Genomic DNA, 14,087 nt, shown 5'->3' with positions numbered 1-14,087 from the left:
CCGGACTGGCCGACCTTCGACCTGCTCCCGGCGGCACCCGCCACGCCCCGGCCGCGCGTACCCGGGGAGCCGGGCCGGCGCTCCGATGCGGTCGTGCCGCCCGTCACCGGCTCCGCCGAGGCGGACGAGCCGGAGCCCAGCCCGGACCCGCCGTCGCGGCTCTCTCGGCTGCCCGGGCCGGGCGCGTTCGATCCCGGTCGGCGGGGCGTCCGGGCGCTGGCCGTCGTCGCCGTCGTCGTGGTGCTGGTGGCCGGGATCTGGGCCTGGCGGGCCCGCCCGCACGCCGAGCCGGTCCGGCCGGTGTCGGCGGTGGCCGCCGCGGACGAGCCACTGCCGTCCCCGGTCGCCTCGTCCGGGGCGAGCGGCGAGGTGGTTCGCGGTCGCCGGCAAGGTACGCCGTCCGGGCCTGGTCCGGCTGCCCGCCGGCTCGCGGGTCGGCGACGCCCTCGAGGCGGCCGGTGGCGCGCTGCCCGGCGTGGACGTGGCCCTGCTCAACCCGGCCCGCAAGGTCACCGACGGCGAGCTGATCCTGGTCGGCGTGGCCGCACCGCCCGGCCAGCCGGCCCAGCCCGGCCAGGCGGCGGGGCCGGCGGCCCTCGGTGGGGCGCCCGCCGGTCCGGTCAACCTGAACACGGCCACGCTGGCCCAGCTCGACGCGCTGCCCGGCGTCGGCCCGGTGCTCGCCCAGCGGATCCTCGACCACCGGGAGCGGCACGGCGGCTTCCGGTCGGTCTCCGACCTGCGCCAGGTCGAGGGCATCGGCGACGCCCGGTACGAGCAGCTCAAAGAACTGGTGACGGTGTGAACCCCGCGACCGACACCGGGGCTCGCGAGGTACCCGATCTGCGGCTGGCCGGGCTGGCGGTGGCCGCCTGGCTGGCCGCCCTGGCCGGCCTGCACCTCACCGCGGCGGCGACGGCCACCGTGGCCGCGGTCGCCGGCGGCGTGGCCACCCTCCTCGGTCTCCACCTGTGCGGCCGGCTGGGCCGGCCGGCCGCCCCGGTCCGCCGGCTCGGCTGGATCGCGGTGGCCGTGCTGCTCGGGGTGGTCTGCGGCGCGACCGCCACCGCGGCCCGGGTCGCGGTCCGCGACGCCACCCCGGTGCGGGCGCTCGTGCAGGAGCGGCCCCTGGTCACCGTCGAGCTGGTGGTCCGGGACGACCCGAGCCCGATCCGGGGCGTCGCCGGCCGGCCACCGTGCTCCTCCGCGCCGACCTGCTCCGTCTGACTGACTCCACCGGCCGGCAGGTGGCCGGATCGGTGCGGGGCCTGGTGCTGGCGAGCGATCCGGCCTGGCGGACCCTGCTGCCGGGGCAGCGGGCGACCGCACGGGGACGGCTGATGGCCCCGCGCGGCGGGGATCTGACCGCGGCGGTGCTCTCGGCCACCGGGTCGCCCACCCTGCACGGCCCACCGCCCTGGGTGCAGCGGGCCGCCGGCGCCCTCCGGGCCGGGCTGCAACGCGCGTGCGAGCCGCTCGCCGACGAGCCGGGCGGGTTGCTGCCCGGCCTGGTCGTGGGCGACACCAGCCGCCTGCCGCCGGCGGTGGAGGAGGACTTCCAGACCACCGGGATGACCCATCTGAACGCGGTGTCCGGCTCGAACGTGGCCATCGTCGTCGGGGCGGTGCTGCTGCTCGCCCGCTGGGCCCGGGCCGGTCCCCGGACCGCCGCCGCGCTCTGCCTGTTCGCCCTGATCGGGTTCGTGATCCTGGTTCGGCCGTCGCCGAGCGTGGTCCGCGCGGCGGCGATGGGAGCCATCGGCCTGGCCGCGCTCGCCGCCGGGCGATCCCGGGCCGCGCTGCCCGCCCTCGCCGCCGCGGTCACCGTGCTGGTGCTGGTCGACCCGGAGCTGGCCGGGGACCCCGGTTTCACGCTCTCCGTGTGCGCCACCGCCGGGCTGCTGCTGCTCGCTCCCGGGTGGCGGGACGGCCTGCGCCGGCGGGGCGTACCGGCAGGGCTGGCCGAGGCGCTCGCCGTGCCGGCCGCCGCCCAGCTCGCCTGCGGTCCGGTGATCGCCGGCCTGTCCGGCACGGTGAGCCTGGTCGCGGTGCCGGCGAACCTCCTGGTGGTGCCGGCCGTCGCGCCCGCCACCGTGCTCGGCGTGCTCGCCGCCGTGGTGTCGCCGGTCTGGCCGGCGCGTGCCGAGTTCGCCGCCTGGCTGGCGAGCTGGCCGGCCTGGTGGCTGGTGACAGTGGCCCGGCAGGGGGCTCGGTTGCCCGCCGGGGCGCTGCCCTGGCCGGGCGGGGTGACCGGCGCCCTGCTGCTGGCCGCCCTGAGCGTGGCCCTGCTGCTCGCCACCCGCCGGCCGTTGCTCCGGCGGTTCGTCGCGGTTGGCGCCGTCGCGGCGGTGCTCGGCGCGCTGCCCGTCCGGCTGCTGGCCGCCGGCTGGCCACCGGCCGGCTGGGTGGTGGTGGCCTGCGCGGTGGGGCAGGGTGACGCCGTCGTGCTGCCGGTCGCCGCCGGCCGGGCGGTGGTGGTCGATGCCGGCCCGGACCCGGCCGGGGTGGACGGGTGCCTGCGCCGGCTCGGCGTACGGGAGGTCCCGCTGCTGGTGGTCAGCCACTTTCACGCCGATCACGTGGGTGGCATCGCCGGGGTGTTCCGGGGCCGGCGGGTGGCGGACGTGGTGACTCCGCAGTGGGCGGAGCCGCCCTACGGCGTGTCCCAGGTACGCGCCGCCGCGCGCGATGGCGGCGCCGCGCTGCGTGCCGTGCCGGCGGGCTGGCGGTGGCGGGCCGGGGGAGCGGAGCTGGCCGTGCTCGGTCCGCCGTACCCGCTGCGGGGCAGCCGGTCGGATCCGAACAACAACTCCCTGGTGCTGGCGGCCACGGTGGCCGGGGTGCGGATCCTGCTCCCGGGCGACGCCGAGACGGAGGAGCAGCGGGCCCTGCTGGAGAGCCTGCCGCCCGGTGGTGTCCGGGCCGATGTGCTGAAGGTGGCCCACCACGGGTCGGCCTACCAGGATCCGGAGTTCCTGGCGGCGGTCCGGCCCGCCGTCGCCCTGGTGTGCGTGGGCGCGGACAACGACTACGGGCACCCCAACCCGGGCCTGCTGGACCGGCTCACCCGGGCCGGCGCGCGGGTGCTGCGGACCGACACGGACGGGGACGTCGCCGCGGTCCGGGACGGCTCCGGCCTCGCGGTGGTGGCCCGGGGCGTGGGGCCGGGACGCCGGGGTGGCCGGTGACCTCGGCGGATCGAAGCGGATTGTTCGGATAGCAGGAGGATCGACTCAAATGTCTGGATTCGCGCTGAGTGCAGGCTGTGCCGTCACAGTCACCGATGAGCAGGCACGATCCGGTCGGGGGCCGTGCGAATATGGGCGACGTGACCCCCGCCAGCCTGCCTCCTATTCTGCTCGTTCTCGGCGACGAGGAACTGCTCGCCACGCGAGCGGTCTCCGAAGCCGTCGCCCGGGCCCGCAGCGTCGACCCGGACGTGGACGTCCGCGAGTACCAGGCCGGCTCCCTGACGGTGGGCGAGATCGCCGAGATGCTCAGCCCGTCGCTGTTCGGCGGCCGCCGGGTGCTCGTGCTCCGCTCCGGCCAGGACGCCCGCAAGGACCTGGTCACCGCGCTGCTGGCATACGCGAAGAACCCGGACCCGGACGTGCAGCTCGTGGTGTTGCACCTCGGTGGCGCGAAGGGGAAGGCGTTCGCCGACGGGTTGCGTGCGGCGGGCGCGACCGTGGTGCCCGCGGCGAAGCTCAAGGGGCACCGCGAGCGGGTGGCCTTCGTGCGGGACGAGATCCGCCGCAGCGGGGGCAGGTGCACCGAGGACGCGGCCGAGGCGCTGATCGCCGCCGTCGGCACCGACCTGCGGGAGCTGGCGGCCGCCTGCGCCCAGCTCGTCGCCGACACCGACGGCCGGATCGGGGCGGACACGGTGGCCCGCTACTACCGGGGCCGGGTGGAGGTGACCGGCTTCACCGTCGCCGACGCGACCATGGTCGGTGACGTCCCGGCCGCCCTGGAGGCGTTGCGCTGGGCGCTGCACGTCGGTGTCGACCCGGTGCCGATCGCCGACGCGCTCGCCGACGGGGTCCGGACGGTGGCCCGGGTCGCCTCCGCCGGGCGGGGCAGCCCCTATCAGCTGGCCAGCAGCCTGGGCATGCCGGCGTGGAAGATCGAGCGGGCCCAGCGGCAGGGCCGGGGCTGGACCCCGGAGGGCCTGGTGGCGGCCATGCGGGCGGCCGCCGAGTGCAACGCGGCCGTCAAGGGCGGCTCCGACGACCGGGCGTACGCGCTGGAGCGGGCGGTCTTCTCGGTCGTCGCGGCCCGCCAGGGTGGCGCCCGGTGACCCGACCCGCCCGGTCCTGGGCGATGGTCCCGACCGACGCGGAGCGGTACCGCCCGCTCTACGCCCGGGTCCTCGGACTGCGCTTCGTCAACCCGGGCGGGGTGCTCTGCTTCCTCTTCTTCGAGGGGGCGGTGGCGCTCGCCGTGCTGCTCGCCCTCGCCGAACTGGTCACCTGGTGGGCCGTGCTGGTGCTGCCGGCGGCGGTGGCGGTGATGGTGAAGCTCAACGACATGGTCGCCGAGATGGTGATCCGCACCGCCGCCCAGGTGCCGGAGCAGGAACGGGACCGCTTCCGCCGGCAGATCGAACCGGTGGTCGGGCGGGCCCGCGTGCCGTCGACGGCCCGGGCGCTGCCCGGCGCGGCCCACCCGGGCGACCCGGCGCTGCGAGCCGCCCACCCCGGCGACTCTGCGCTGCGAGCCGCCCACCCCGGCGACCCGCGGTGAGATGGGCGGAAGGCCGCCGAGGACCCGGAACGTAGACAGCCGGAAGCCCCGGGGCGGGTGCCCCGGGGCTTCCGGTCAGGTCTGAAGGCGCTCGTCAGGCCGAGAACGAGGCGACGCGCTGGGCGATCGCCGACTTCCGGTTGGCCGCCTGGTTGGCGTGGATGACGCCCTTGCTGGCAGCCTTGTCCAGCTTGCGGGTGGCATCCCGCATCAGGGTGGTGGCCAGCTCGGTGTCGCCAGCCTCGGCAGCCTCGTGGAACTTCCGGATGGCGGTCTTCAGCGACGACTTGACCGACTTGTTACGCAGCCGGCGCTTCTCGTTCTGCCGGTTGCGCTTGATCTGGGACTTGATGTTCGCCACGCGACAGCCTCGTCTTGATAGCTCGGGTTGGTCTGCTTTCGCGCACGACGAGCATGCGTCATCGCCGCGCGAAAAGCCAGGTTACCAGGTCGGCCGGGACGAGCCAAAACGGCTCAGGTCCAGCCCCGCCGTGCGGCCAGCCAACCGAGTGCCTGCTCGCCGCTCCACCGCTGGTGGGCGCGGATGTGTGGGGAGGCGGTCGACGGCCCGGTGGCGGCGCTGGTCAGGAAGTATCCGGACAGCGCCGCGAGGGTCACGTCCAGCGCGTCGGCGGGGGCGTCGGCGGCCGCCGGGTGGGTGGCGAAGGCGACGTCCACGGCCAGGCCGCTGGCGTACCCGGTGATCAGCAGGCTGACCAGATCGAACCAGGCCGGCCCGTGACACAGCCAGGTCCAGTCGCAGAGCCACGCCCGGCCGGCGGGGTCGATCAGGAGGTTGTCCACCCGCAGGTCGCCGTGGACCAGCCCGCCGGTGGCGGCGTACCCGGGAAGGCGGGACTCCAGCGCGACCAGCTCCGGGAGCGGGGCCCAGGCCGGCAGCTCCGGCGCGGGCTCGCGGCCGGCGGCCACCTCGCCCCACCAGAGGATGTCGTCCCGGGCCAGGGCGGCGAGGCGGGGCAGCCCGAGCGCCACCAGTTCCGCCGGCGGCTCGGCGAGCGCGGCGGCCACCTCGGCGTACGCGGCGAGGGCGGCGTCCAGCTCGGCCGGGTCCCAGGGCAGCCGGGGGGTCCGCCCGTCGACGGCGTCCAGGGCGAGCGCGTACCAGCCGGCCTCGGTCAGCGCCCAGCGCGGGCGGGGGACCGGCAGCCCGGCGGGGAGCCGGGCCAGGATCGCGGCCTCGTGGAAGTACCAGTCGGCCAGCTGCCGCTGGGTGTCCAGCGCCGCCGCCTTGACGAAGGTCCGGCCGCCGTCGGGACCGGTGAGCACCGCGGCGAAGCCTCGGGTGAAGCCGGCGCCGGCCACCCGGACCGCCACCGGGGGCCCGCCGAGCCGGGCGGCCACCGCCGCCCGCAGCCCGGCCGGCAGCCCGGCCCAGTCGGGGCGGACGGCGGTCGCCTCGTACGGCACCGGGGGCAGCGAGATCGGTGGCACGTTCCCATGCTGCCGGACGGAGTGTCGTACCGCGCTGGCAGCATCCGGACCGTGGAGATGGACGAGTTCTGGGCGCTGGTCGAGGCGTCCGCCGACGGCGCTCGGACGCCCGACGAGCGGCTGGCCTGGCTCACCGACCGGCTGGCCGCCCGGCCCGCCGCCGAGGTGGTCGACTTCGCGCTGCGGCTGGACGAGCTGCGGGGTCCGGTCGACACCTGGCGCCTGTGGGGTGCCGCGACGCTGCTCTTCGACGGGTTCTGCTCCGACGACAGCTTCCACTACTTCCAGCCGTGGCTGATCGGCCTCGGCCGGGAGGCGTACCACCGGGTGGTGGCCGATCCGGACGCGCTCGCCGACCTGCCGCAGGTCCGTCGGCTGGCCGGCCGTCCCCGGGAAGACTGGGCCGACGACGAGTGGCCGGACTGGGAGTGCCTCGACTACGTGGCCGACGAGGCGTACGAGCGGATCACCGGCGTGCCGGAGAGCCTGGACGACGCGGTGTCGGCCCGGGGCCGTGAGCTGCGCAGTTCGCCGCAGCCGGGGGACGAGGCGTGGGCCGTGTCGGACCTGGCCGAGCTGAGCCGCCGGTACCCGCGACTCGCCGCGCTGTTTCCGCTGTCCGGCCGGGGCCGGGGGTCGGTCTGGGAGACTGCCACGCCATGAGGACCGACGACTTCTGGCAGCTGATCGACCGCGCCCGCACCGGCGGTGGGGGCGAGCCCGCAGCGGTCGCCGCCCGCGCGGTCGCCCTGCTCGCCGAGCGAGACCCGGCGGAGATCGTCGGGTACGCCCACCACCAGCGGCGGGTGCTCGCCGCCTCCTACCGGGTCGACCTCTGGGGCGCGGCGTACCTGATCAACGGGGGCGCCTCCGACGACGGCTTCGAATACTTCCGGGGCTGGCTGATGGCCCAGGGCCGGGCGGTCTTCGCCAAGGCCGTCGCCGACCCGGACTCCCTGGCCGAGCTGCCGCAGGTCCGGGCCGCCGCGCTCAGCGGCGAGGAGTTCACGTGCGAGGACATGCTGGCGGTGCCCTGGGAGGCGTACCGGAAGGCGACCGCGACCGAGCTGCCGACGGACCGTGACCCGGTGCCCGTGCCCGACCTGAACGACTTCTGGGACTTCGACGACGAGGAGGAGGCGCGGCGGCGGCTGCCCCGGCTCGCCGCCCTCTTCGTGGAGCCGCCGGAGGAGTGACGGGGGAGGACCGGCTTTCCCGGCGACGTGGGAGCATAGAGGGGGCCGGCGCCGCGCCGGCCCGCTCACGTCAGCCGACCAGAACGGACCGCTGTGCCACCGACGCTCGATCCCGGCGCGAACGCTCCTGGTGCCACCGACCCGGCGCGCATCAGGAATTTCTGCATCATCGCCCACATCGACCATGGGAAGTCGACCCTGGCCGACCGGATGCTGCAGCTCACCGGCGTGGTCGATCCGCGGCAGATGCGTGCCCAGTACCTCGACCGGATGGACATCGAGCGCGAGCGCGGCATCACCATCAAGAGCCAGGCCGTCCGCATGCCGTGGACCATCCGGGAGGGCGACCGGGCCGGCGAGACCGCCGTGCTCAACATGATCGACACCCCGGGCCACGTGGACTTCACGTACGAGGTGTCCCGGTCCCTCGCCGCGTGCGAGGGCGCGATCCTGCTGGTCGACGCCGCGCAGGGGATCGAGGCGCAGACCCTGGCCAACCTCTATCTGGCCCTCGAGAACGACCTGCACATCATCCCGGTGCTCAACAAGATCGACCTGCCGGCCGCCCAGCCCGAGAAGTACGCCGAGGAGCTGGCCCACCTGATCGGCGGCGACCCGGCGGACTGCATCAAGGTCTCCGGCAAGACCGGCGAGGGCGTGCCGCACCTGCTGGACGAGATCGTCCGGCAGTTCGTGCCGCCGGTCGGCGAAGCCGAGGCCCCGGCCCGCGCGATGATCTTCGACTCGGTGTACGACGTCTACCGGGGCGTGGTCACCTACGTCCGGGTGATCGACGGCCGGATCGAGGCCCGCGACCGGATCAAGATGATGTCCACCGGCGCCGTGCACGAGCTGCTGGAGATCGGCGTCATCTCGCCGGAGATGGTGAAGGCCGGCGCGCTCGGCGTCGGCGAGGTGGGCTACCTGATCACCGGTGTGAAGGACGTGCGCCAGTCCCGGGTGGGTGACACGGTCACCATCAACACCCGGCCGGCGACCGAGGCGCTGGGTGGCTACAAGGACCCGAAGCCGATGGTCTACTCCGGCCTCTACCCGATCGACGGATCCGACTACCCCAACCTCCGTGAGGCGCTGGACAAGCTCAAGCTCAACGACGCGGCGCTGACGTACGAGCCGGAGACCTCGGGCGCGCTCGGCTTCGGCTTCCGCTGCGGCTTCCTCGGCCTGCTGCACCTGGAGATCATCCGGGAGCGGCTGGAGCGGGAGTTCAACCTCGACCTCATCTCCACCGCGCCGAACGTGGTCTACCGGGCCATCCAGGAGGACGGCGAGGAGATCGTGGTCACCAACCCCAGCGAGTACCCGACCGGCAAGATCGCCGAGGTGTACGAGCCGACGGTCCGGGCCACCGTGCTCACCCCGAACGACTACGTCGGCGCGGTGATGGAGCTGTGCCAGGGCCGCCGGGGCAGCCTGCTCGGCATGGACTACCTCTCCGCGGACCGCGTGGAGCTGCGCTACACCCTTCCGCTGGCCGAGATCATCTTCGACTTCTTCGACCAGCTCAAGAGCCGCACCAAGGGGTACGCCTCGCTGGACTACGAGCCCTCGGGCGAGCAGGCGTCCGATCTGGTCAAGGTGGACATCCTGCTGCACGGCGAGCCGGTGGACGCGTTCAGCGCCATCGTGCACAAGGACAAGGCCTACAACTACGGCACGACGATCGCGGCCAAGTTGCGCACCCTGATCCCGCGCCAGCAGTTCGAGGTGCCCATCCAGGCCGCCATCGGCAGTCGGGTGATCGCCCGGGAGACGATTCGCGCCATCCGTAAGGACGTGCTCGCGAAGTGCTACGGCGGTGACATCAGCCGTAAGCGCAAGCTGCTGGAGAAGCAGAAGGAAGGCAAGAAGCGGATGAAGATGGTCGGCCGGGTGGAGGTGCCGCAGGAGGCCTTCATCGCCGCCCTCTCCTCCGACTCCGGGGACGGCAAGCCCGCCGGCAAGAAGTAGGCCCTCGCCGTACGCCGACGCATGGCCGGCGCCCCGCCACGGTGACCCGGATCCGGGTCCCGCGGGCGGGGCGCCGGCCTTTCGCGTACCCGGAGGTGAATTTCGCGCTGCGGACGCCTGCCGTCCGATCCGGTCGGCACCCCGCGCCACCTGCGCGATCGCCCCTGTTGAGGAAGCGGACCGGGGTCGGGCATCGATCGGGTGGCAGCCGTCCGGCGGCGAGTCGGTTTGGGTTTTCGGCCGGTCGGGAATTTAGCGGTCACGACAGACAACACGCGACAACGTGTGACAGATCTTAGGAGGAGAGCGACCATGACCGTCACCGGAATCATCACCGCGCTCATCGTCGGTCTGATCGTCGGCGCGCTGGGTCGCCTGGTCGTGCCGGGCCGCCAGAACATGCCGATCTGGCTGCACATGCTGATCGGCGTGGGCGCGGCGCTGCTCGGCACGGTGCTGGCCCGGGCCCTGGGCATCGCGACCGAGACCGCCGGCGTCGACTGGATGGAGTTGCTGGTCCAGGTGGTGCTGGCCGCGATCGCCGTGGCCCTGGTGGCCGGGATCGGTGGCCGGCGCAGCGTCTCGCGCTACTGACCCACACCCCAACCCCCGAAAAACGCTGAAGCGGGCGCCCGACCTGGTCGGGCGCCCGCTGGCGTGTCCGGCCTGACCTGCCCGGACGTCACCCCTGCCGCCGGAGCCGCAGGCTGCGATACCGTCGCCAGGCCCCCGCCCGCACACTGCCCCCTGTCGTAAAGGAATTTTTCCTACTAAGGTGCGGCGGAGAAGGTTAGTGCCAAACGGCGCGAGGGAGATATAGGCGTGAACAGGTGGAAGCGGCTGGCGCCGGTCACCGCCATCGTGGCCTCGGCCGCGATGGTGCTCGCCGGTTGCGGTGGCTCCGGGGACGACGAGAAGGCCGCGGACAACAGCAAGCTGACGGTCTGGATGATGGGCGAGGGCGGCGACGCCCAGACCAAGTTCCTCGACAGCGTCGAGGCCGAGTTCAAGAAGAAGCACCCCGAGACCGACGTGGTGGTGCAGTACATCCCCTGGCTGGAGGCGCCGAAGAAGTTCCAGGCCGCCCTGGCCGGCGGTGAGGGACCGGACGTCACCGAGCTGGGCAACACCGAGACCCAGGGCTGGGCGGCCCAGGAGGCGCTCGCCGACGTGACCGACAAGTTCAACGGCTGGACCGAGGGCAAGGACATCCTGCCCGACCTGGTGAAGAACGCCCAGCTCGACGGCAAGCAGTACGGCGTGCCGTGGTACGCCGGCGTACGCGCCATCTACTACCGCACCGACTGGTTCGCCGAGGCCGGCGTGCAGCCGCCGACGACCTGGGAGGAACTGGTCGCCGCCGCCAAGACGGTGCAGGCCAAGAAGCCGGGCAAGTACGGCATCGCGCTGCCGGGCAACTCGGAGCTGCCGTTCTACTCCTTCCTCTGGGCCGCTGGCGGGGAGATCGCCACCAAGCAGGGCGACACCTGGAAGTCCGGCTACAACACCCCGGAGGCGCAGCGGGCGGTCAAGTTCTGGACCGACCTGGTGACCGTGCACAAGGTCGCCCCGCCGGCCGCCGCCGGCTGGAACGAGGTCGACGCCCGGACCCAGTTCGCGACGGGCAACGCCGCCATGGCGTTCGCCGGTAGCTGGCAGGGCGGCGCGATGAAGAAGGACAACCCGGACATCGAGAAGGTGTGGGGCGCGTTCCCCATCCCGGGTCCGGACGGCAAGCCGGCCCCGGCCTTCGCCGGCGGTTCCGACATCGCCCTGTGGAAGGACAGCAAGCGGCAGGCCCTGGCCTGGGACTACCTGACCGTGCTGCTGAGCAAGCAGAAGGACCAGGAGTTCGCCAGCAGCCTCGGCTTCTTCCCGGTCTACAAGGACCTCGTCGGCGGCGGCAACTACGCCAACGACAAGGTGATGGGGGCGTTCGCCACCGCCATGCAGAACACCAAGCTGACCCCGCTCACCCCGAAGTGGGTCGAGGTCAGCCGGACCAAGACGGTGACCCAGGCCATGAACAGCTCGGTCATCAAGGGCCAGAAGACGGTCGAGAAGGCCACCGCCGACGCGGCCACCGAGATGGAAAGCATCCTCAACGCCAAGTGACGACGCTGACCGAGGCCACCGGGACGGGCGCCGCGCGGGAGACCCCCGCGCGGCGCCGCCGCCGGGTGGACCATCTCCCGTACCTGTTGCTCCTGCCCTGTCTGGCGGTCATCGCGGTCCTGCTGCTCTGGCCGCTCGGTCAGGTCGTGATGATGTCCTTCTACAAGTTGGACAGTGTCCGACAGTTGCGGGGGGACCGCGAGTGGCCGTGGGTGGGCCTGGCCAACTACGCGCAGATCCTCGGCGATCCGTTCTTCCGTACGGTGCTGCGCAACACCGTGCTCTTCGCCGTGGTGACCGTGGTGCTCACGATGATCATCGGCACCCTGGTCGGGCTGCTGCTCAACCGCCTCGGCAAGAAGATGGCGACCTTCGTCGCCAGTTGCGTGATGCTCGCCTGGGCCACCCCGGCGCTGACCGGCACCATCGTCTGGAAGTGGATTTTCGACGACACCAGTGGCCTGGTCACCTGGCTGTTCAACAAGCTGCCGGACGGGCTCTCCACCACGCTCTTCGGGCGCAGTGACTGGACCGGCTACGGCTGGTTCAACGACCCGCTGCTGTTCTTCGCGATCCTGACCCTGGTGGTCGTCTGGCACTCGTTCCCGTTCATCGCGGTGAGCGTGCTGGCCGGGCTGAAGAGCGTGCCGAGCGAACTGCAGGAGGCGGCCCGGGTGGACGGGGCCGGGCCGTGGCGGGTCTTCTGGTCCGTCACCTTCCCGATGCTGCGCCCGGTCTTCGGCATCCTGGTGGTGCTCTCCACCATCTGGGACTTCAAGGTCTTCACCCAGCAGTTCGTGCTGGCCGGCGGCACCCAGGACCGGTCGACGTTCATGCTCTCGATCTACTCGTACGCGGAGGCCTTCTCGCCGCCGCCCAAGTACGGCCTCGGGTCGGCAATCGCGGTCATCCTCACCCTGATCCTGCTCGCGGTGACCGCCCTGTACGTCCGCATGGTGCTCCGGCAGGAGGACGAGTAGTGAAGAAGATCGCCCTCAACGGTGCCGGCCTGCTGGTCGCGCTCTTCGCGGCGTTCCCGGTCTACTGGATGGTCGCCACCTCGCTGAAGCCCAACCGGGAGATCTTCTCGGCGACCCCGCGTGCGGTGCCGGCCGAACCCACCCTGCAGCACTACCGGGAGATCCTCACCGGGAACCTGATCCCGGGCGTGACGTTCACCGACTTCTTCCTCAACAGCGCGCTGGTCGCGGTGGCGACCGTGCTGCTCAGCGGGCTGGTCGCGCTGCTCGCGGCGACCGCGGTGGCCCGGTTCCGGTTCCGGCTGCGGACCACCTTCCTGATCCTGCTGCTCGTGGTCCAGATGATCCCGCTGGAGGCGCTGGTCATCCCGCTCTTCCTGATGATCCAGCGGCTCGGGCTCTACAACACCCTGCCCAGCCTGATCCTCACGTACCTGGGCTTCTCGCTGCCGTTCGCGGTGTGGATGCTGCGCGGCTTCGTGGCCGCGGTGCCGAAGGAACTGGAGGAGGCGGCGGCGATCGACGGCGCCAGCCGGGCCCAGACCTTCCGCCGGATCCTCTTCCCGCTGGTCGCGCCCGGGCTGGTGGCGACCAGCATCTTCTCCTTCATCACCGCGTGGAATGAGCTGATCTTCGCGCTGACCTTCGTCAACGACCAGCACAAGTACACCCTGCCGGTGGCGATGACGTTCTTCTTCGGCCGGGACGACACCGCCTGGGGTTCGGTGATGGCCGCCTCCACACTGTTCACCCTGCCGGTGATCGTCTTCTTCCTGCTGGTGCAGCGCCGGATGGTCTCCGGCCTGGTCGCCGGGGCGGTCAAGGGCTGAGGTGCCCGGAAGAGCCCTGCTTGACGCGTCCCGTCGAGCAGGGGCCCGCTCGGCGCGGTTCCGGCGCCCCGAGTGGTGCCCGTAGGCTGACCGCCATGACGGGCAGGCTGGCGGCGGTGAACCTCGGCGTGGTGACCGAGGCGGAGTGGGCGGGCGACCCGAGCGGCCGCAGCGGGATCGACAAGCGGCCGGCCGACGGCCCGGTGCTGGTCCGGTTCGACGGGGTCGCCGGCGACTTCATCGGCGAGCGGGCCCACCACGGCGGCCCCGACCAGGCGGTGTACGCGTACGCCGCGGAGGACGCCGACTGGTGGGCCACCGAGCTGGGCCGGCCGCTGCGTCCGGGTGCCTTCGGCGAGAACCTCACCACCTACGCGGTGGACGTCACCGGGGCGGTCATCGGCGAGCGGTGGGCGGTCGGCTCCGCCCTGCTGGAGGTGACCAAGCCGCGCACCCCGTGCACCACCTTCGCCGGTTTCTGGGGCGTACCTGACCTGATCAAGCGGTTCACCGTCCGGGCCGCGCCCGGGGCGTACCTGCGGGTGCTGCGCGAGGGGGAGATCGGCGCGGGCGACCCGGTGGAGGTGGTGGAGCGCCCGGCGCACGAGGTGACCATCGGCGAGGTGTTCCGGGCGACCACGCTGGAGCCCGAGCTGCTGCCCCGGCTGGCCGACGTGCCGGAGCTGCCCGAGCCGATCCGGGCGAAGGTCCTTCGCCGCCTGGGCGCCGCCGGCCGCTGACCGGCGCGCCCTCGCCGGCCTGCAACCGCTCACCGACCGCCACCTGGCGCTCGCCGG

12 protein-coding genes and 2 pseudogenes are annotated in these 14,087 nt (G+C 73.1%); 12 read left to right on the top strand and 2 right to left on the bottom strand.

Annotation, left to right across the window (positions count from 1 at the left end; genetic code table 11):
* The first annotated feature begins 93 nt into the window (after positions 1-93).
* The 4 genes and pseudogenes from ACGF4F_RS32910 (at position 94) to ACGF4F_RS32895 (ending at position 4,746) form a co-directional block, all read left to right on the top strand.
* Positions 94-805 (top strand): annotated as a pseudogene (locus tag ACGF4F_RS32910) (helix-hairpin-helix domain-containing protein).
* A pseudogene (locus ACGF4F_RS32905) lies at positions 802-3,188 on the top strand (ComEC/Rec2 family competence protein). The pseudogenes ACGF4F_RS32910 and ACGF4F_RS32905 overlap by 4 nt, the downstream one beginning before the upstream one ends.
* A 131-nt stretch (positions 3,189-3,319) precedes the next feature.
* A complete protein-coding gene (gene holA, locus ACGF4F_RS32900; protein ID WP_357443944.1) occupies positions 3,320-4,300 on the top strand; it encodes a DNA polymerase III subunit delta in 981 nt (326 codons plus the stop codon).
* Entirely contained in the window at positions 4,297-4,746 is a 450-nt protein-coding gene (locus ACGF4F_RS32895) for a hypothetical protein (RefSeq protein WP_393083734.1), read from the top strand. The genes holA and ACGF4F_RS32895 overlap by 4 nt, the downstream gene beginning before the upstream one ends.
* A gap of 94 nt (positions 4,747-4,840) precedes the next feature.
* Here the strand turns inward: ACGF4F_RS32895 and rpsT are convergent, their stop codons facing one another.
* Positions 4,841-5,107, bottom strand: coding sequence for a 30S ribosomal protein S20 (gene rpsT, locus ACGF4F_RS32890; protein ID WP_357443940.1), 267 nt, complete (start codon positions 5,105-5,107; stop codon positions 4,841-4,843).
* A gap of 113 nt (positions 5,108-5,220) precedes the next feature.
* On the bottom strand, positions 5,221-6,198 hold the full coding sequence (locus tag ACGF4F_RS32885; RefSeq protein WP_393083731.1) for a phosphotransferase: 978 nt from the start codon (positions 6,196-6,198) through the stop codon (positions 5,221-5,223).
* 57 nt (positions 6,199-6,255) lie between these two features.
* Between ACGF4F_RS32885 and ACGF4F_RS32880 the strand changes: the two genes are divergently transcribed.
* The 8 genes from ACGF4F_RS32880 to ACGF4F_RS32845 all read left to right on the top strand — a co-directional run bounded on the left by ACGF4F_RS32880 (position 6,256) and on the right by ACGF4F_RS32845 (position 14,030).
* Positions 6,256-6,861 (top strand): DUF4240 domain-containing protein, encoded by a 606-nt coding sequence (locus ACGF4F_RS32880; RefSeq protein WP_393083837.1) that lies wholly within the window; start codon positions 6,256-6,258, stop codon positions 6,859-6,861.
* The gene (locus ACGF4F_RS32875) at positions 6,858-7,394 is read left to right on the top strand and encodes a DUF4240 domain-containing protein (RefSeq protein WP_357443936.1); all 537 of its coding nucleotides are present in this window, start codon (positions 6,858-6,860) and stop codon (positions 7,392-7,394) included. The genes ACGF4F_RS32880 and ACGF4F_RS32875 overlap by 4 nt, the downstream gene beginning before the upstream one ends.
* Positions 7,395-7,487: 93 nt before the next feature.
* On the top strand, positions 7,488-9,365 hold the full coding sequence (lepA, locus tag ACGF4F_RS32870) for a translation elongation factor 4 (protein ID WP_357443935.1): 1,878 nt from the start codon (positions 7,488-7,490) through the stop codon (positions 9,363-9,365).
* A gap of 312 nt (positions 9,366-9,677) precedes the next feature.
* On the top strand, positions 9,678-9,959 hold the full coding sequence (locus tag ACGF4F_RS32865) for a GlsB/YeaQ/YmgE family stress response membrane protein (protein WP_073839853.1): 282 nt from the start codon (positions 9,678-9,680) through the stop codon (positions 9,957-9,959).
* 228 nt (positions 9,960-10,187) lie between these two features.
* A complete protein-coding gene (locus tag ACGF4F_RS32860) occupies positions 10,188-11,480 on the top strand; it encodes a sugar ABC transporter substrate-binding protein (protein WP_393083726.1) in 1,293 nt (430 codons plus the stop codon).
* A complete protein-coding gene (locus ACGF4F_RS32855; protein ID WP_357443931.1) occupies positions 11,477-12,460 on the top strand; it encodes a sugar ABC transporter permease in 984 nt (327 codons plus the stop codon). The genes ACGF4F_RS32860 and ACGF4F_RS32855 overlap by 4 nt, the downstream gene beginning before the upstream one ends.
* Positions 12,460-13,290: a carbohydrate ABC transporter permease gene (locus tag ACGF4F_RS32850; RefSeq protein WP_393083723.1), complete on the top strand. Its 831-nt coding sequence runs from the start codon at positions 12,460-12,462 to the stop codon at positions 13,288-13,290. The genes ACGF4F_RS32855 and ACGF4F_RS32850 overlap by 1 nt, the downstream gene beginning before the upstream one ends.
* Positions 13,291-13,385: 95 nt before the next feature.
* Positions 13,386-14,030 (top strand): MOSC domain-containing protein, encoded by a 645-nt coding sequence (locus ACGF4F_RS32845; RefSeq protein WP_393083720.1) that lies wholly within the window; start codon positions 13,386-13,388, stop codon positions 14,028-14,030.
* The last annotated feature ends 57 nt before the right edge of the window (positions 14,031-14,087 follow it).

Origin of the sequence: Micromonospora sp. NPDC047740 (assembly GCF_043204735.1) — a bacterium.
Taxonomy (GTDB): Bacteria; Actinomycetota; Actinomycetes; order Mycobacteriales; family Micromonosporaceae; genus Micromonospora.
Note: the sequence above shows the minus strand (reverse complement) of the source record. Positions and strands in the feature narration are given on the sequence as shown.